Source organism: Bradyrhizobium sp. NC92 (genome assembly GCF_025200865.1).
Taxonomy (GTDB): domain Bacteria; phylum Pseudomonadota; class Alphaproteobacteria; order Rhizobiales; family Xanthobacteraceae; genus Bradyrhizobium.
In genome coordinates this window covers 2023557-2040999 of sequence record NZ_CP104171.1, presented here as the reverse complement: position 1 = coordinate 2040999, position 17443 = coordinate 2023557, and the positions used below count along the sequence as shown (strand labels likewise).

Below are 17443 nucleotides of genomic sequence, written 5' to 3'. Positions count from 1 at the left end.
AATTTTGGAAAATTGGTCTTACCAATTGACCAGAGCATTGACCTGATACGGGCGCCGTGTCAAGCAGCGGCAAAGCAAAGGGGAGACGTCCATGCGCCAGAGCTCGATGCGCCTTGGTCGCGCCAATCTCGACCGGTTGGCACCTGCCATTCGCCGTCCGGCCTATGACCGATCGCGCCTCACGCCTGGCATCGTGCATCTCGGCCTGGGGGCATTTCATCGCGCGCACCAAGCGGTTGTCATCGACGATTGCCTTGCTGCAGGAGCGACGTCCTGGGGCATCGTCGGCGCCAGCCTGCGCAGCCCGGATACGCGCGACGCGCTCGCCCCGCAGGACCACCTCTACACAGTCGCCGTGCGTGCCGCCGAAGGTACCGAGCACCGGGTCATCGGCGCACTGCTCGACAGTGTCGTCGCGCGCGAGAAGCCGGCAGCCCTGGTCGAACGGATGACCGATCCTTCCACCCGCATCGTTTCGCTCACCGTCACCGAGAAGGGCTATTGCCACACGCCGCAGACCGGCGATCTCGACGAGCGGCATCCCGACATCGTGCATGATCTGAACAATTTCGACGCGCCGCGCTCGGCGCCGGGCTTCATCGTCGCCGCGCTGGCACGGCGGCGGGCGCAGGGTCTTTCGCCCTTCACCGTGCTGTGCTGCGACAACCTCGCCGCCAACGGCCACACCGTGCAGCGGATCGTGACGCAATTTGCCGCGCTGCGCTCGAAAGATCTCGGCAAGTGGATCGCCGATACGGTCGCTTTCCCCTCGACCATGGTCGACCGCATCGTGCCGGAAACCACGGATGCCGATCGCGATGCGATCGCATCCGCGCTAGGCATGCGCGACGCCTGGCCTGTCATGACCGAGCCGTTCACGCAATGGGTGGTCGAGGACCGCTTCACCGCGGACCGGCCAGACCTTGCCGCGGCGGGGGTCGAGCTCGTCGGCGACGTCAAGCCGTTCGAACTGATGAAGCTGCGGCTGCTCAACGCCAGCCATTCCGCGCTCGCCTATCTCGGCTATCTCTCCGGCTACGAGACCATCGCCGACACCATGCAGGATCCTCACTTCGCACGCCTCGCCGCACGGGTGATGGAAGAGGCTGCGGTGACGCTGACGATGCCCGTGGGCACCGACCTTGGCGCCTATCGCGCCTCGCTGCTCAAGCGCTTCGCCAATCCGGCGCTGCATCACCGCACCTGGCAGATTGCGATGGATGGCTCGCAAAAGCTGCCGCAGCGGTTGCTGGGCGCGATGCAGGATCGCCTTGCCAGGGGCCTGCCGATCGCAACGCATGCGCTCGCGGTCGCCGGCTGGATGCGCTATGTCAGCGGCGTCGATGAGCAGGGCCGCGCCATCGACGTGCGCGATCCGCTCGCCGGGGAGTTCGCCGCACTGGCGCGCGAGGCGGGGCCCGTTGCCGAGCGCCTCGCCCCCGCACTGCTGGGGGTGGCGAAGGTGTTCGGGCCGCTCGCCGCCGAGCCGCGCCTGCGCGAGGCCGTCACCGTGGCGCTCGGCCGCCTCTATGCCGACGGCGCACGACGGGCCGTGGCAACGCACGTTTCGGCGTGACCACGACGCGAGCAGCGTCTTGAATGCTGCACTGCGGCCAAAATCGACGGAAGTCGCGCTTGATTTTTGCCCGTCGTTGCCCCACCCGAGAGCGATGGGAAACGACACCAAGGTCATCGCCGCCAACGCGGCCTTCTACGCCGCTTTTTCAACCGGCGACTTCGCCGGCATGGAACGGATGTGGGCGGACGACGACGGCATCTCCTGCATCCATCCCGGCTGGCCGGCGATCATCGGACGCGCCACCGTGATCGGAAGCTGGCGCGACATCCTGCAAAACCCGCAGCGGCCGCAGATCGTCTGCGCCGAGCCGCAGGCCATCATCGACGGCGACAGCGCCCGCGTGCTCTGCATCGAGATCGTGGATGGCACTGCGTTGGCTGCCGCCAACCATTTTCGCCGCGTCGGCAACGACTGGCGCCTGGTGCACCATCAGTCCAGCCCGATCGCGCAGATTGTCGAGCAGGCTGAGGACGATAGAGCCAGTCACCGCGTCCACTGAGCGCGGCGATCACGCGAGCGTGATCTACTGTGCATGGGGTTGTTTTTCAGTTTTTTGTTTGACGGTCCGAAAGTTCCGACAGATCGTCCAGCACGCCATGTGCCCCGGTGAAGTCATCGTCGCCAAAGAACATGCTGCGGGTGATCAGAACCGGGATGCCGGCGCGCGAGGCCGCGACCAGACCGTTGGCGGAATCCTCGATCGCAACGCAATCGGATGCCTCGAGCTTCAGCCGCGCCAGGATCTCGCAATAGACGTCCGGCGCCGGCTTCTTGTGCCTGACGTCATCGCCGGCGACGATCGCGTCGAAATCCGCAGCCCAGCGTTTGCCCAGCGCCCGCGACAGCAGCGCATCGATATTGCCGTGCGATGTGGTGGTCGCGATCGCAAGCCGCTGGCCGCGCGCCTTCGCGGTCGTGAGCAGATCCGTCACGCCCGGCCGCAAGGGGCAACGACCAGTCTCGACCAGCTCGGCATAGTGCGCGGTCTTGATGCGGTGAAGCTCTGCGATGTCCATATCCGACAACGGCGGAGCGGTCTTGAGCCTCTTGTGGTAGGCGCGCATGCGTTCCTTGCCGCCCGTCACCCGCAGCAGGTCCTTGTAGACGGCGCGGTCCCATTGCCAATCGAGACCGCGGCGGGCGAAGGCAAGGTTGAAGGCCTGCCGATGCAGCTCCTCGGTTTCGGCCAGGGTGCCGTCAACGTCGAAGATCAGCGCGGCCGCGCGGCGGATCAATTCGGCGGCGCCTGCTGGCGACTGAACCAACGCTTCGGCCTGCATGATCGATCCCTCCCTTCCGATGCTGCGAGAAGCGAGCATCGACCGAGCCTGTGGGGGAGACAAATCGCAATATCTTTTGCCGGACCCAAAAATCTCTTATGAGCGAACTGCGCATGACGGCGCGAACGGGAACCTTCGACCTGCACAGGAGGCGCATGCGGCTCTTCATTCTCGGCCTCGGCTACAGTGCCCGGCACTTCGTCCGCAAGCACGGCGACAGCTTCTCGCATGTCGCCGGCACCGTGCGCGATCCCGCGCAGCGGAACGATCTCGCCGGCATCGAGGTGCATCCGTTTTCCGGTAGCGATCCGTCGCCCGAGACGGTTGAACGGGTTCGCGACGCCGACGTCCTCCTGGTGTCGATCCCGCCCGGCAGCACCGGCGATCCCGCGATCGCGGCGTTCGGCGGCGTGCTCAAGGGAAACCGCTGCAAGGTCGTCTATCTCTCCACTATCGGCGTGTATGGCGATCACGCGGGCAGCTGGGTCGACGAGAGCACGCCGCCGCAGGCCGTCCTCGACCGCACACGGATGCGGATCGCGGCAGAGCAGGCCTGGACGGATGCGACGGGCGGCGATGCGGCGATCCTGCGGCTTGCCGGCATCTATGGTCCCGGCCGCAACGCGCTGGCGACGCTGCGCGCGGGAACGGCGAGGCGCATCATCAAGCCGGGACAGGTCTTCAACCGCATCCACGTCGACGACATCGCGAGCACGATCATGGCCGCCATCCACCACGTGCGCGGCGGCACCTGGAACATCTGCGACGACGAGCCCGCGCCGCCGCAGGACGTGATCGCCTATGCCGCACAACTGATCGGCGTGGCGCCGCCGCCGGAAGAAGCGTTCGCCACCGCCGAGATGTCGGCGATGGCCCGCAGCTTCTATGCCAGCAGCGCGCGGGTCTCCAATGCGAAATTGAAGCGCGAGCTCGGCGTCACGCTTGTCCATCCCACCTATCGGCACGGCCTCGACGCTCTCTGGCGCGCGGGCGAAGGACCATAGGGTTCCTGCGCTCCGATGCCTGCCAGACATGCCTTGCCCGCGCTTGACTTCGTGCCTGCGCGGTCATGATCTAGGCGTCGAGCGAGCCACCACACAACGAGCTCGCCCCTTGGGAGGATGCATGAACAAGACGATCGCCATGATCGCGGCGACGATTGCCGTCGTCACGCTCAGCGCCGCGCGCGCCGCGCCGCTGCCCGAAGCCAATCCCGACGATGTCGGATTTTCGAAACAGGGCCTTGCACGCCTCGATGATTTCTTCGCGCGCGAGATCGCGGCCAAGCGCGTGCCCGGCGCAGTGGTCGCCATCGCCCGTGACGGCAAGCTCGTCCATTACAAGGCCTATGGCCAGCTCGACCCGGCCAAGGGCACGCCGATGCCGATCGATGCGATCTTCGCGCTGGCGTCGATGACCAAGCCGATGGCAGCGGTCGCCGGCCTGACGCTGATGGAGCAGGGACGGCTGCCGCTCCAGGCCAAGCTGTCCGATTACTACCCGGGCTTCGCCGACATGAAGGTCGGCGTTCCCCAGGCCGACGGTTCGCTCAAGCTCGAGCCGCAGGCCTGGCCGATCTTCATCCACGATCTCTACCGGCATACGTCGGGGTTGATGTATGGCGGTCGTCCGGACTCGTCGAGCCCGGTGGCGCGGCAATATCCCGATGGCACAGCGCCGGCGATCGAAGGCGACACCCAGGCCTTCATCGATCGCCTCACCAAGCTGCCGCTGGCGCATCAGCCCTCGACCGAGTTCGAATACGGCTTTTCGATCGACGTGCTCGGCGCCGTCGTCGAGAAGGTCAGCGAGCAGAAGCTCAGCGACTATCTCGCCGCCAATGTCTGGCAGCCGCTCGGCATGAAGGACGCGACCTTCCATCCGACCGACGCGCAGCGCCCGCGCCTCGCCCGCCCCTTCGCGAACGATCCGCTGACGGGCAAGCCGCAGGCCATCAAGCTCCTGGACACCCCGACCAAGTTCGACTGCGGCGGCGCCTGCTCGTTCGCGACGGTCGGCGACTACATCCGCTTCGGACAGATGCTGCTCAACGGCGGCGAGCTCGACGGTCAGCGCATCCTCGGTCCGAAGACGGTCCGTCACATGACGACGAACCATCTCGGCCCCGAGATCAAGAACAACGTCGCCAATGTCGAGCCGCATCGCGGTGGCTTCGGCTTCGGCCTTTCGGTCGCGGTCCGGACGGCCGAAGGATTATCGTCGGTCCCCGGCAATCCCGGCGAGTTCACCTGGAACGGAGCTTACGGGACGCAGTTCTTCTGCGATCCCAAGGAACGTCTCGTCGTCGTGGTGGGGACGGCGGCGCCGGGTGAGCTCAGGAAATATTATCGCGAGCAGGTCCAGGACATCGTCTACGGCGCGATGACGAAGTGAGATCGTCACGCCCTGAAAGAGAAAGGGCGGCCGCTCTGGCCGCCCTCTTGATTGAGCGTCAGCTCAACACGCCGTATTTCTTGAACCAGGCCTCTGCCTGCTTCCAGGCATCTTCGGCGGCGTCCTTGCGGTAGCTGCCGCGATAGTCGGCATGGAAGCCGTGCGGCGCTTCGGGGTAGATCTTGAAGTCGGCCGGCTTTTTGCTCTGCTCGAGCGCTGCCTTCATCTGCTCGACCTGGGCGACGGGAATGCCGGTATCGGCGCCGCCATAGAGGCCGAGCACCGGCGCCTTCATCTCGGGCGCGAGCTGCAGCGGGCTCCTCGGCCACAACGGGTTGGCGGGATCGACCAGGGTCCCATAGAAGGCAACGCCCGCCTTGAGCGCACCGCTGTGGGCGGCATATTCCCAGACCGTGCGGCCGCCCCGGCAGAAGCCGATGGTGCCGAGCCGCGTTGCGTCGCCGCCTTGCGATCCTGCCCAGGCGACCACAGCATCCAGATCCGACAACAACTCCGCGTCCGGCTTCGCATTCACCACCGGCAGCAGCTCCTTGACGTCCGCGACCTTGGTCAGGTCGACGCCCTTGCGGAAATAATAGTCGGGCGCGACCGCGAATGCGCCGAGCTTGGCGAGACGCCGCGTCACGTCCCTGATGTATTCGTGCAGGCCGAAGATCTCCATCGCCACGATGATCACCGGCGCCTTGGTATTGCCGGCCGGGCGGGCGAAATAGGCGGGCATTTCCTCGGAGCCGACCTTGATCTTGGCATCACCGGCCTGGAGGCCGCTGGTATCCGTCGTGACGATATCGGCCCGGACCGGACCGGCCGCGAGCGTGTAGCCCGCGGCGACGGCTGCGGTGGCGCTCATGAATCCGCGGCGCGAGAGCGGGGCGACTTTCGTCAGTCCAATGACGTCGGATGTGATGGTGTTTTCAAAGCTCATCGATCTTCCCATTCCTGATTCCCATGCTGATGCCCCTCGGGCGCCGCATTCGCCAATAATTGCGGGACAAAGGCAACTCACCAGCCTGCGAGGACACGGCTCACCGCCTCACCCCTTCGTTGGCGAGCACCGGTGTCCGCCGTCCGCCGGAGCCCGATCGTGTGCCGGACTTAACCGTCTAGCTGCACTGCATCGCAACATCCATTAACCGAAAGAAGCGGTTCTTTCCCTGGCGCCAGGCCTGCCGTCGCTGCAGAGAATGCTCCTATTCGCGCACCCGACAGGCTCTGCCGCAACAAATTGCAATCCCGGTGACGATGGTGACACATCATGTTGTTCGTGCACCGTGCGTCATCACCAATTCACGTGCAAACCGACGTCATTTGATTGAAATTTTCGGAGGATCTGGGCCGCGCGATTTACCCGGTCTTTCTTTGTGACACCCTAGTTCCACGGCCGGAAGTTCCATCTTCGGAAACGCAGAGGCTTCTTCCCGCGACGCGCGACGCTCGCCGGCAACGGACGACGAAGCGCAAGCGGGTTCATTCCCGTCCGCCCCGATTGCGCTAATCAAGGCTCAATTGAATAAAGTTTATCCGACCTGGAACTGAAATGAATTTGGCGCGCGAATCGATAGAACTGTTGGAGCAGGCCGCACGCATCCTGTGGTTCGAAGGCACCAAGCATGGTTTGCGCGACCGCGAATGGATGGCGCTGCGCTTCCTCTCCCGCGCCAACCGGTTTTCCCGAACCCCCTCGGCGCTGGCGAGCTACGTCGGCACCACGCGCGGCACCGCCTCGTTCATCATCGGCGAGCTCGAGCGGCTCGGCTATCTCGAGCGGAAGCGCTCGGCCACCGACAAGCGGTCGGTGACGTTGAGCGTGACCCAGCAGGGCAAGAAGTTTCTGGTGCGCGACCCCGTCAACGTCCTCGTCGAAGCGATTGCCGTTCTCGGTGACGAGGTCAAGATCCGCTTCCGCGACACGTTCCGGCACGTGCTTGACCACTCCGATGCCGCCGAGCAACGGCACCACACCGACGTCTGCAAGCGGTGCATCTTCCTGCGGGAGGATCGCGCCGGTACCGACAGCAAGACGGCGGCCGAGTTCAGCTGCCGCCTGTTTCGCGCGCCGATTGCCGAGGCGGAGGTCGATCTGCTGTGCACCAGCTTCGAGCATCACCGCCAATAGTAGGCCGCTCGATCAGGGCGTTGCCTTGCGCGACGAATAGATGACGCCGCCGCTGGCTTCCACCACCAGGCGCCCGTTCTCGTTCCTGATCTCTTCGATGCGGCCAAGACCGGGCACCTGCTGTCCCAGCACGGCTTCGATGACGCCGTTCGGGCCTTGCAGGATCGCGATCCCCTCATAGGCCTGACGGACCGACCAGCCCTTGATTGCCTTGCGCGGCGCCGACGCCCGCTCGGGTGCAGGCACCGATCCCGTGAATTCGGGCGCGGCGACTGCGGCCATCATCGGCCCTTGCGGCGACACCGGCTGCGTTTGCACCGTCGCCGGCGCAGGAGCCTGGGCCTGCACCTGAGCGAGCTTGTCGAGCTTTGCCGTCGAGGACGAGCTCACCCGCTCGATCCGGTCCAGATTCTCCGCAAACCTGCCGAAGCGATCGTTCGTGACCTTGCTGGATTGATCGACCGCGGTGCGCAAGCCGTCGAGATTTTCAGACACGCCCGACACCTGCTTGCGCAGCTGCGCGACGGTCTCGCGCAGATTCCTGATCTCCGCATTGGCCGCAACGTTGTTCGGCGCCGGCTGGGTGGTGAGATAGGCGATCACGCCGGTGCAGGCGCAGACCACCAACATGGCAGCGACCGCCAGCGTTGCGAGCGGCACGACCCATGTCGGACGAGGCGGCGGCGGCTTCGCCACGATCACGGCCGGCTTGATCGCGACCGGCGCAGGTTTCGGGATAGCCATCTTGTCGAGCCGTGCCTTGGCACGAATGCGCTTCAAGCCCTCGAGTGCCTCCTTTGCGAGAGCTTCGTCGCTCGCCGCGGCCGATACACGCTTTGCGCTCGCGGCAGGCTTGGGCGTTCGCGCCGCGTTGTCCATTGTATCGCTCGCCTCCGGCGCCGGCTTCGCCGCCGCGAAAACATCCGCGGTCGCGTTGGGACGAGCTTGTCCATCGGACAACATATGCAAATGCTCCGTTCGGTTCGGTCTGTCGAGCGGTGACGCTATTTGCCGAAGCTTGCCTGAAACGTGCGTGTCGAAAGCTTTTCATCACGCGCGATGAGGCGTCGCATGAGTCGATCGCGTCATACACGTGGCGAGAGTGCGACTCGAAAGACACACACTCGCCAAGATTTCACCAAGCTGGAGTCGCGGCGCAGACGTGAGTCGAATTGTCGCACGCGGTAAAGCGGGTTCCAGTGTCAATCCGGGGTTGAAAACCCCACAATTTGCATGACCCGGAGCACCACCCAAAACGGCTGTAATTGTACGGGGATGCGGAACCATACAACCACGACGGTGCAAAACTAGTTTAGGATTCAAATCAACTGATACGATTGGATATATCAAGAAACAACCCGAGACGAATCAACAGTATCAAGCACACGTAGCAATCGCTTTCTTACGCACGCTTGATCGGGAATCGGCAATTGTTACGGTCCTACTCAAGTGATTCTCGCCAGTTGGCGAGGAGATCGACACAGTTCAGCAGTGTTCGGACGCGATGAGCAACTTGGCGCAACTGTTCTAGGTCGTTTCTCAATCTGCTCCGCGAGGTGATCCGTAAGACGCCCGCCGAGCCTCACGCAGTAAGCGTTTCAGTATCGAGTTGAAGTAACAGGCCCGCGAGACGCAGGCACTGAACGCGTAGGGCTGCCCGCGAATATCGAAACCATAACAACGGTTCGCGGGATGGAATGTCGTCAAACAGCATCGTTGCCGAGCCGGGGCATCACAACAACCCAACCGGCCGCAACAAGTGCGAAACAGGGGCGAAAGACTGATGTATATTATCGTTGATGATCGCGAGAGCGTCGCGAACGGCTACGTCGGAGGGCTCGTTCGCGAAGGCGTATCGTCGATCGGCTTCTCCTCCGGAGAATTCTGGGACTGGTTGCAATCTGCGAGCGAATCCGATCTGGCGGCGGTGGACGCCTTTCTCCTCGGGGATTGCGATGCCCGCGGAAGCCTGCCGCGGGCGATGCGCAAGCGCTCATCGGCTCCCATCATCGCCATGAGCGGCCAGAAGATGCTCAAGAACACGCTGGAGCTGTTCGAATCGGGCGTGGACGACGTCGTGCACGTGCCTATACACCTGCGCGAGATCCTCGCCCGAACGGCCGCGATCGCGCGCCGCCGGGTGGGCGAGCTGCCGAGGCCATGCGAGAGCAGGATCCAGGTCTTCTTCAACGGCCGTGACCCCGAAATCGCGGGCCACGCCCTCACCCTGCCCCGCCGCGAACTGCGCATTCTCGAATATATGGTGGCCAACCACGGCAAGTGGATCACCAAGACGCAGATCTTCAACGCGGTCTACGGCATCTTCGAATCCACCTTCGACGAGAGCGTGATCGAGAGCCACGTCAGCAAGCTGCGCAAGAAGCTCCGCGACCGCCTCGGCTTCGACGCGATCGTGGCCCGGCGTTACGTCGGATACCGCCTCAACATCCCGGCGGGCGAAACCCTCGACGAGCCGGTGCAGGAGCTCGACGACGTCGGCATCCTCCTGAACCGGGCGCAGGCCGCCCCGGCCGCATACCCGGCCAGCAACTGACGCGGCAGGACATCGCCACCAAACCGGTAACGGCCTCTGCGAGCAGCAGAGGCCGTTGCGCTTTCAGCGGCAGAGACGGCAGCACGCGGGCTTGCCGTGGCGGCGCAAGCGCCGCGCTATTCCGAACAACATGCCCTACGGCTTCTGCTGGAATTCTTCCTTGGAGACGTAGTTGAAGTCCTCGACCAGGACGTCCTGGACGATGTCACCCTGCATCCGTTCGTTGACGCGTTGCTTGATGGCCGTGGTCAGGACGGCGAGGTCGTAGCGGGCGAGCTTCCTGAAGTCGAGACGATCGTCGGCATAGATCCTGCGGAAGGCCTCGTCGACGACGAACGGCTCCGGTGGAACGTTCAGCTGGTGCATGGTCCGTCCCTCCATGGTGTAGACGAAGCGCGCGACGATGTAGCCCTGCACATTGCCGTTCTCGACCATCGGCACGCTCAGCGCCCGCGTCTTGTGATATTGCAGCCCTTCGAGATATTCGTCCTTCGCCGGCAGCAGGCTGCCCTTCTCCTTCCAATAGGCGACGGCATAGCTCGTGCCCGCCGTCAGGATGCATACCCAGAGCCCGGCCAGCACCAGTCTGATCATTTTCCGTCCTGCGCTGTGCGACCGGTATAGGTGCCGTCCGACTCGGCGTCCTTGACCGCCTTGACGATGATGCTCGCGACCTCGCGGACCGCGTCGTAGTGCATTTCCAGAATGGAACGATTCCGTTCGAGCTTCTCCCGCAGCCGCTGAATCTCCTCGGTGATCTCGACCTCGCCGCCGAGGTGCATCCGCGCCCGCATCAGGCGGACGAACTCGAGCATGCTCCGGCTCTTCCGCGCGCTGAAGTCGTCGAAATCGATCTTCTGGCCCGTCGCGAGTGCGGTCGTCTCCTCCTCGACGATACTCGCGAGCCGGCGGATTGCAGCCAGCAGGCCACGCATCTCGTCCGATCTCACCGCATCCGCGGCGTCGACCATCGCCTCGCCACCCCCGATCGGCAGCAGCACGGGCAGCAGCGCGGCTTCCGTCGTCATCATCTCGGTGTCCGCGACCGCCTGGTCCATCGCCACGGCCACCGCGCCTTCTTGTGCCTGCATTGGAAATTCACCTCTCAACTTCTGTCACCCGTTCGCCGATCACGATCCGGCCTTCCCCGCAGCGTCCGGTCCGGCCGGATGTGCGGCGGCGAGCTGCCGGGCGATGCCGACGCCCTTGCCCTTTGCCAGCTGATTGCCGAGCTGCTCTGCAAGCATCGACTTCCAGACGCCGCCAGCCGTGCCCTTGCCGAAGACCTCCTCCGAGTCCTTCGGCAACATCGTCTCGACGAAGGTCTGGAGGATGAAGGCTTCGAACTTCCGGTAGACCTCGCCGGATGCCGGCGCCTTGATTACCTGCACTGGCGCCCCGTTCACCGCTCCCGACTGCGCTTCGGCGACTTTCGCCGCGACTTGGTCGGCAGTCGCCGCTTTGGCCTTGCCGACTTCCGCCTCCATCGTGGCGGCGAAATCGGCGTCCGATGATTTCAGCGCATCGAGCTTCGCGGTCGCGGCGCGCTGCGCCACGGGGTCGGCGGCTTCGAGGACGTCGAGGACGAGGTCGGGCGTCGCTGTCACGATCATGTCTTGTTCCGGTTGGCTGGCAGTGGCGTCCACGCGCGCACGGTAAGGCTCGTTCCCGTCATGTCCTCGAGCGAGCGCTTCTCGGCATCGCGGAGCTTGTCGGCGAGCGCGGCCTTGGCGACCTCCTCGAGCTGTTTCACGCGGCGGGTCTCGCGGCGAACCTGGTCGAGCTGCTGCGCGGCCTGCGCCTGCACCGCGCGGGCGCCGACGCTCGTCCTGTTGAGCCGCCGGGCGATCGATTCGTTCGACGATCCCGCCGGCGGCTTTCCATCGTTCAAGGCTCCGACCAACCATTCCTGCTCGTCCTGCAGGCTGCGCTCCTGCTGCCGCAATTGTGCGAGCTGCCATTCGGAGAGCCGGAGCTGAAGCTTCACCAGCGAGACCATCCGGCCGAGCTTGTCCGCGCGCGACGTCATGACGTCACTCCGCCAGCCACGACGACACGCCCAGCATGAACTGCGTCAGCAGCTCGTCGCTGGTGAGGTAGAGCAGCAGGAAGCCGCCGAACAGCACGAAGGGCACCGAGATGAAATAGACCGGAATGGCCGGCGTCAGCTTGTTGATCAGGCCGACCGCCAGGTTGACGATGACCGAATAGACGATGAAGGGGCTCGAGATCCGCAGCGTCAGCACGAACGCTTCCGAAAGGCGGCCGACGAGCAGGTCGAGCGCCACGCCGCCGCCCAGCCTGTTGCCGGGCTTCCAGACGTCGTAGGAGTTCATCAGCCCCCGCAGCACCTGCCAGTGCTGGTCGGTCATGAAGAACAAAGTGGTGACGGCCGCCATGATCAGCGGCACCAGGGCCGGTGCCGGATCGGTGTCGGCGACCGGCGTGCCCGGGATGTTGCTCAGGCCGATCGCGCCCGCCATCATGGTCGCCATGGTCTGGAGGGCGAGGAAGAACACGCGCCCGCCGAGCCCGATGACGCTGCCGACCACGAGCTCGGAGCAGATCAGGAGCGCCAGCGTCAGCGGCGCCGCGTTGTCCGTGAGCGGCTTCAGGACGGCGATCAGGATCGGCGTCAGCGCAAACGTGGTGACCAGGGCGACGAACAGGCGCACCTGGGGCGGCACGTTGACGCTGGAATAGCCGGGCACCAGCATCAGGCAGGCACCGATGCGGCAGAACACGATGAACGTCACCAGCACGCTGTCAGCGAGACCGGAGATCACGATATGGCTCCGAGTGCCCTGATCTCGGCGCTGCGTGCGACTTCGACATGCGACAGGATCGGCAATGTCGGGAACACCCGCTCCAGGATCATCCGGACATAGGGCCGCGCTTCCGGCGTGACGGCCAGCACCACGCTGGTGCCGCTTTCGGTGAACTTCCGGATCGCGGCGCTGGCTTCGGTCGCGAACTGCTCGATCAGGCGCGGGTCGGCATCGAACTCGACGACGTCACCCTTGGCATCGCGCTTCAGGCTCTGGTGGAAGGCGAGGTCCCAGCGGTTGCCGAGACGGACCACGTTGAGCACGCCATTGTCGGAGAGATCGCCGCAGATCTGCTGGGCGAGCCGCGTCCGCACGTGCTCTGCGACCAGCTCGGAGCGCCGCACATGCGGCGCGATCTCGGCGATCGCCTCGAGGATCAGATGGAGGTTGCGGATCGACACGCGCTCGGCCAGCAGGATCTTCAGGATCGCCAGCAGGCCCGAATAGGAGATCTGCGACGGGCAGAGATCCTCGACCAGGCGCTTGTATTCGGGATCGAGCCGGTCGAGCAGGGCACGCATATCCTTGTAGGACAGCAGCTGGGCGAGGTTCGCCCTGATCACTTCGCTCAAATGCGTGAGCAGCACCGACAGATTGTCGACCGGCTTGCAGCCCTGCCGCTTGACCTCGTCGGTGAAGGCTTCCGTCACCCACAGCGCCTTCATGCCGAACGCAGGCTCGATCACCTCGTCGCCCGGCACGTCGGGCTTGCCGTCCTTGTCGACCAGCACCAGCACCTCGCCGAGCCTGAGCTCGCCATGGGCAACGCGCGTGTCGTGAATCCGGATCTGATAGCTCTTGGGATCGATCGACAGATTGTCGGTCAGCTTGATCTCGGGAATGACGAAGCCGTACTGCTTGGCGAATTTCTTGCGGATCTTGGCCACGCGGTGGGCAAGCTCGTTGCGCGAGCCCAACAGATGGACCGAAAGGTGGCCGCCGAGCGCCAGCTCGATCTCGGCGGTCTTGAGCTGCTCCTTGACGGATTCCTTGGCCTCGGCCTGGGCGCGCTCGTCGGCCTTGGAGGCCGCCTCCTTGCGCTCCCGCGCGGCTTGGCGCTTCGGCAGCGAGTAGCCGACGAAGGCCATGACGCCCCCAAGCAGCACGAACGGAGCCATCGGCAGCCCCGGCATCAGAGCAAGCACGAACATCATCAGCGCGGCCGCCGACACCGCGCGCGGATAGCCGCCGAGCTGCCGCAGCACCGCTTGCTCCGCCGAGCCCCTGGTACCGCCCTTGGAGACCAGGAGGCCCGCCGACAGCGAGACGATCAGCGCCGGCATCTGCGACACCAGACCGTCGCCGACGGAAAGCTTGGTGTAGACGTCGGCGGCGCGGGACAGAGTCAATCCGTGATGAGTGACGCCGATGACGATGCCGCCGAAGATGTTGATCGCGGTAATGATGAGGGCGGCAATGGCGTCGCCGCGGACGAATTTCGAGGCGCCGTCCATGGCGCCGAAGAACGCGCTCTCCTCTTCGAGCTCGCGGCGCCGGCGCTGGGCCTCCTTGTCGTCGATCAGGCCGGCGGACAGGTCCGCGTCGATCGCCATCTGCTTGCCGGGAATGGCGTCCAAGGTGAAGCGGGCGCCGACCTCGGCGATACGCGTCGCGCCCTTGGTGATCACGACGAAATTCACCGTCACCAGGATCGCGAAGATGATGAGGCCGATGACGAAGTCGCCGCCCATGACGAACTTCGAGAAGCCGGCAACGACATGGCCTGCCGCCTGTTCGCCCTCCCCACCCCGCGACAGGATCAGGCGCGTCGTCGCGATGTTCAGCGCCAGGCGCAGGATCGTCGCGATCAGCAGCACGGTCGGGAAGGCCGAGAAGTCGAGCGGCCGCTGAATCCACAGCGCGACCATCAGGATCAGCGCCGACAGCGCGATCGAGAACGCGAGGCCGAGGTCGATCAGGATCGGAGGAATCGGCAGGAACAGGATCGTGAGCATGGTCACGATGCCGCCGGCGAAGAAGGCATCCGTTCCGAGGCGGCGCGGATTGGGCAGGCTAGCAGCTAACGTATCGGCCATGGGTCACCGGCAGAGGGGTCCGGTTCGCAATCTGCCGCGCAAAGCTTACGCGGGGATGGTGCCGGGGCCGTCCGGATCAGAAGCCGCGTTCGATCCGCGAATAGACCATCTCGGTGAAGGTCGACAGATGCGCGCCGATGAAGGAGCCGGAGACGGCTACGACCAGGAGAATGACGATGATCTTCGGAACGAAGGTCAGCGTCACCTCCTGGATCTGGGTCAGCGCCTGGATCAGCGCGATGACGGTGCCGACCAGCATGGCTGCGCCGACTGCCGGCCCGGAGGCGACGATGATGGTCCAGATCGCCGCCTGGACGATATCGAGGGCGTCCCGCTCGTTCATGACTGGCTGATCGTGAGCCCCGGTCCGACCGCGACCTTCGTGCCGTCCTGAAGGGTCGCGATGGAGCCATCGCTGTTGATGGAGACCGAGACGACCTTGCCGCTGAAGGTGGCGCCGGTCGAGTCGGTGAAGCTGACCGTCTTCCCGATCAACCCGTTGGCCTGCGACAAGGACTGCGAGGACAGCAGCGCGTCGAGCTTCGAATTCGTCTGCATCGCCTGCTCGACGGTCGAGAGCTGGGCGAACTGGCTCATATATTGCGAGGTATCCATTGGATTGGTCGGATCCTGATTCTTCATCTCGGCAATGAGGAGCTGGAGAAACGTGTTGTAGTCCACGCTGTTGCTCGACGTCGGCGAGTTGGTCGCGTTCGAGCTGGACGACTTGCCGGTCGTGTCGGTCGCGCTGTTGACGTTCATCTTGTCTCTCCGCTGTCAGGCAGCTTCGACTGGGGAAACATTGGCGGCGCCAGCCAGGATGGCCTGCTCCACCGGAAACAGCGCCCGAATCCGCTTGAGCGCCTCGAAATAGCGGGTCGCCCCGACCAGCTCGTGGATCGCGCCGAGCCCGTCGAGCATCTCGCGGCTCTCGCAAACGGCACACAGGGCCGCGTAATGCTGCGCGTAGAGCGCGGCGGCGTCGCGGACGTCGGTCGGGTTCATCAGCATGAGCTGGACGATGAAATAGAGCTGTCGCAGCGCCGTGGTGGCGTCTGACGCCTGCATGACCTGCCCTTCAAGCAGGAACATCACGTCGTTGACGAGCTCGACGGAGACCTTGCGGTCGACGCGGAGCACCGCGCCGTTGATGTAGATCCGTTCGCCCGCGCGCAAGGAGATCTTCATTAAAGCGCGTCTCGGATCAGGCGGTTGATTTCGATGAGCTGCACCACGTCGCTCGACCTCTGCTCGCGGAGGCGGTCGGCTTCCTTGACCACCCACAGCCCGATCGAGATGATGTCGGCGCGCAGCTTGTCCGGCAGCCCGTTCTCGGGGTGTGCGAGATCCTCGATGAAGATCGTCCACAGCCGCCGCACATAGAGCAGGCTCTCGACCTGGTCCTCGAGGCTGAAACGCCCCTTCTGGATCCGCTCGAGCCGGTCGATGCCGAGGCTGAGCGCCTGCCGCTCGCGGCTGCGCGCCTCATAGCCACTTTCGTCGACGACCGCTTCATAGGCTTCAAACGTCATCAGGACCACTCTTCGCAGGAGACCGAACAACTGGACAAAGGTTACGAGCCCCTATTCAGAGATAATTGATGAGGCTGATCTTCTGGAGCTGCGAAGTGAGCGCCAGCGCCGTCTGGATCTGTGTCTGCAGCGTGTTGACCCGGACCGAGGCTTCGGTCGGGTCGACCTTCTCCATGCCGACGATCTGATTGTTCAGGATGTCCTGCTGCGTCTTGAGCTTGGTGGTTGCTGTGGTGATCCGCTGCTGGACCGTGCCGACGCTGCCGCCGAGCGCAGCGAGGTCGTTGATGGCGTTGCCGACGAGCCCGATGGCCTTGTCCACCACGACCTGGAACGTCTCCTGGCTCAGCTTCACGTTCCCGAGGTCGGCCATCATGGTGTAGGCCTCGGCGAGCTTGCGGAAGCCGGTCTGGTTGGCGCTCACGGACGTATCGGCGATCTCGGTGGTGGAGATCCGGCTTTGCATGGTCTGGTCGGTCGCCGACGACCAGTTGGTGTTCCAGGCCGGGCTGGCAAACTCGGCATCGAAGGTGGTGTCGAGGAAGGTCTGCATCTGGGCCGGGGTAATGGTGGCGACGCTGGCTGAGGATTGCGAGAAGCCGAAGGCCGCGAGAAAATCCGCATCGACCTGGTTCTTGCTGGCCGAGCCCGCGGCGTAAGGCGTGATCGGCGCGTTCTGCGTGTTGATGCCCGAGAACAGATAGGAGCCGTTATAGGAGACGTTCAGGGCGCCGATCAGATCCTGGAGATTGGAGGATGCAGGCGGCAGGATGACCCGCCCGCCGCCGTCGGTGCTGCGGGCCGCGATCAGGTCCTTGAGGAAATCCGTCGCGGTCTTGCTGAGCTGGGTGATCCGGTTCTGCGTCACGTCCAGGCGCCCCGAGACGAGCCCGTTGGTGTCGACGAGCTGATCGGCGAAGCTGAAGTCCGCCCGCAGCGTGAGGTCGCTTCCCGTCGTTGCACCGAGTTCGAGGCCGATATCGGCGAAGCGGCCGGTGGTCGCCTCGGTCGAGGCCTTGCTCAGCGCCGCCTGGTTGTTCGTGATCGAATACCTCAACGAGGAGGACAACATCAGGGTGGAAATGTAGTTCGCGCTCATCATG

The 17443-nt window shown here is 64.5% G+C and carries 20 protein-coding genes; 6 read left to right on the top strand and 14 right to left on the bottom strand.

Features of this window, described 5'->3' with window-relative positions:
* The first annotated feature begins 91 nt into the window (after window positions 1-91).
* Both N2602_RS09550 and N2602_RS09545 read left to right on the top strand, forming a co-directional pair.
* Window positions 92-1576 (top strand): mannitol dehydrogenase family protein, encoded by a 1485-nt coding sequence (locus tag N2602_RS09550; RefSeq protein ID WP_260382476.1) that lies wholly within the window; start codon window positions 92-94, stop codon window positions 1574-1576.
* 94 nt (window positions 1577-1670) lie between these two features.
* Entirely contained in the window at window positions 1671-2078 is a 408-nt protein-coding gene (locus tag N2602_RS09545; RefSeq protein ID WP_212254458.1) for a nuclear transport factor 2 family protein, read from the top strand.
* 46 nt (window positions 2079-2124) lie between these two features.
* Here the strand turns inward: N2602_RS09545 and N2602_RS09540 are convergent, their stop codons facing one another.
* On the bottom strand, window positions 2125-2859 hold the full coding sequence (locus N2602_RS09540) for an HAD family hydrolase (RefSeq protein WP_260382475.1): 735 nt from the start codon (window positions 2857-2859) through the stop codon (window positions 2125-2127).
* Between the two features lie 155 nt (window positions 2860-3014).
* Here N2602_RS09540 and N2602_RS09535 point away from each other — a divergent pair, with 155 nt between their 5' ends.
* Window positions 3015-3863 (top strand): SDR family oxidoreductase, encoded by an 849-nt coding sequence (locus N2602_RS09535; RefSeq protein WP_260382474.1) that lies wholly within the window; start codon window positions 3015-3017, stop codon window positions 3861-3863.
* 121 nt (window positions 3864-3984) lie between these two features.
* Window positions 3985-5253 carry a serine hydrolase gene (locus tag N2602_RS09530; RefSeq protein ID WP_260382473.1) on the top strand — a complete coding sequence of 423 codons (1269 nt, stop codon included), beginning with the start codon at window positions 3985-3987 and terminating at the stop codon, window positions 5251-5253.
* 58 nt (window positions 5254-5311) lie between these two features.
* Here the strand turns inward: N2602_RS09530 and N2602_RS09525 are convergent, their stop codons facing one another.
* A complete protein-coding gene (locus N2602_RS09525) occupies window positions 5312-6199 on the bottom strand; it encodes a dienelactone hydrolase family protein (RefSeq protein WP_172786932.1) in 888 nt (295 codons plus the stop codon).
* 612 nt (window positions 6200-6811) lie between these two features.
* On the opposite strand from N2602_RS09525, the gene N2602_RS09520 reads away from it, so the two are divergent.
* Complete coding sequence (locus N2602_RS09520; RefSeq protein ID WP_172786933.1) at window positions 6812-7390, top strand: MarR family winged helix-turn-helix transcriptional regulator; 579 nt, start codon at window positions 6812-6814, stop codon at window positions 7388-7390.
* Window positions 7391-7402: 12 nt separating this feature from the next.
* On the opposite strand, the gene N2602_RS09515 is transcribed toward N2602_RS09520, so the two are convergent.
* Window positions 7403-8353, bottom strand: coding sequence for a hypothetical protein (locus N2602_RS09515; RefSeq protein WP_172786934.1), 951 nt, complete (start codon window positions 8351-8353; stop codon window positions 7403-7405).
* Window positions 8354-9173: 820 nt separating this feature from the next.
* Here N2602_RS09515 and N2602_RS09510 point away from each other — a divergent pair.
* Window positions 9174-9944 (top strand): response regulator transcription factor, encoded by a 771-nt coding sequence (locus tag N2602_RS09510; protein WP_311739347.1) that lies wholly within the window; start codon window positions 9174-9176, stop codon window positions 9942-9944.
* A 135-nt stretch (window positions 9945-10079) separates the two neighbouring features.
* Here N2602_RS09510 and N2602_RS09505 read toward each other — a convergent pair whose 3' ends face one another.
* From N2602_RS09505 to N2602_RS09455, 11 genes are all read right to left on the bottom strand, one after another.
* Window positions 10080-10538 carry a hypothetical protein gene (locus tag N2602_RS09505; protein WP_212254451.1) on the bottom strand — a complete coding sequence of 153 codons (459 nt, stop codon included), beginning with the start codon at window positions 10536-10538 and terminating at the stop codon, window positions 10080-10082.
* On the bottom strand, window positions 10535-11035 hold the full coding sequence (locus tag N2602_RS09500; protein WP_260382471.1) for a flagellar biosynthesis protein FlgN: 501 nt from the start codon (window positions 11033-11035) through the stop codon (window positions 10535-10537). The genes N2602_RS09505 and N2602_RS09500 overlap by 4 nt, the downstream gene beginning before the upstream one ends.
* Window positions 11036-11074: 39 nt before the next feature.
* Window positions 11075-11557, bottom strand: coding sequence for a rod-binding protein (locus N2602_RS09495; protein WP_212254449.1), 483 nt, complete (start codon window positions 11555-11557; stop codon window positions 11075-11077).
* The gene (locus N2602_RS09490; RefSeq protein WP_260382470.1) at window positions 11554-11973 is read right to left on the bottom strand and encodes a hypothetical protein; all 420 of its coding nucleotides are present in this window, start codon (window positions 11971-11973) and stop codon (window positions 11554-11556) included. Before N2602_RS09490 ends, N2602_RS09495 begins: the two co-directional genes overlap by 4 nt.
* Before the next feature lie 4 nt (window positions 11974-11977).
* Entirely contained in the window at window positions 11978-12730 is a 753-nt protein-coding gene (fliR, locus tag N2602_RS09485; protein ID WP_172786940.1) for a flagellar biosynthesis protein FliR, read from the bottom strand.
* Window positions 12727-14808, bottom strand: a complete 2082-nt coding sequence (gene flhA, locus N2602_RS09480; RefSeq protein WP_260382469.1) for a flagellar biosynthesis protein FlhA — start codon at window positions 14806-14808, stop codon at window positions 12727-12729. The genes fliR and flhA overlap by 4 nt, the downstream gene beginning before the upstream one ends.
* A 76-nt stretch (window positions 14809-14884) precedes the next feature.
* Window positions 14885-15151: a flagellar biosynthesis protein FliQ gene (gene fliQ / locus N2602_RS09475; protein ID WP_025034323.1), complete on the bottom strand. Its 267-nt coding sequence runs from the start codon at window positions 15149-15151 to the stop codon at window positions 14885-14887.
* Window positions 15148-15570: a flagellar hook assembly protein FlgD gene (gene flgD, locus N2602_RS09470; protein ID WP_172786942.1), complete on the bottom strand. Its 423-nt coding sequence runs from the start codon at window positions 15568-15570 to the stop codon at window positions 15148-15150. Before flgD ends, fliQ begins: the two co-directional genes overlap by 4 nt.
* Window positions 15571-15585: 15 nt before the next feature.
* Window positions 15586-15996 carry a flagellar biosynthesis repressor FlbT gene (gene flbT, locus N2602_RS09465; RefSeq protein WP_172786943.1) on the bottom strand — a complete coding sequence of 137 codons (411 nt, stop codon included), beginning with the start codon at window positions 15994-15996 and terminating at the stop codon, window positions 15586-15588.
* Complete coding sequence (flaF, locus tag N2602_RS09460) at window positions 15996-16340, bottom strand: flagellar biosynthesis regulator FlaF (protein WP_172786944.1); 345 nt, start codon at window positions 16338-16340, stop codon at window positions 15996-15998. Before flaF ends, flbT begins: the two co-directional genes overlap by 1 nt.
* Before the next feature lie 55 nt (window positions 16341-16395).
* Entirely contained in the window at window positions 16396-17442 is a 1047-nt protein-coding gene (locus N2602_RS09455; RefSeq protein WP_212254443.1) for a flagellar hook-associated family protein, read from the bottom strand.
* Between the last annotated feature and the right edge of the window lies 1 nt (window position 17443).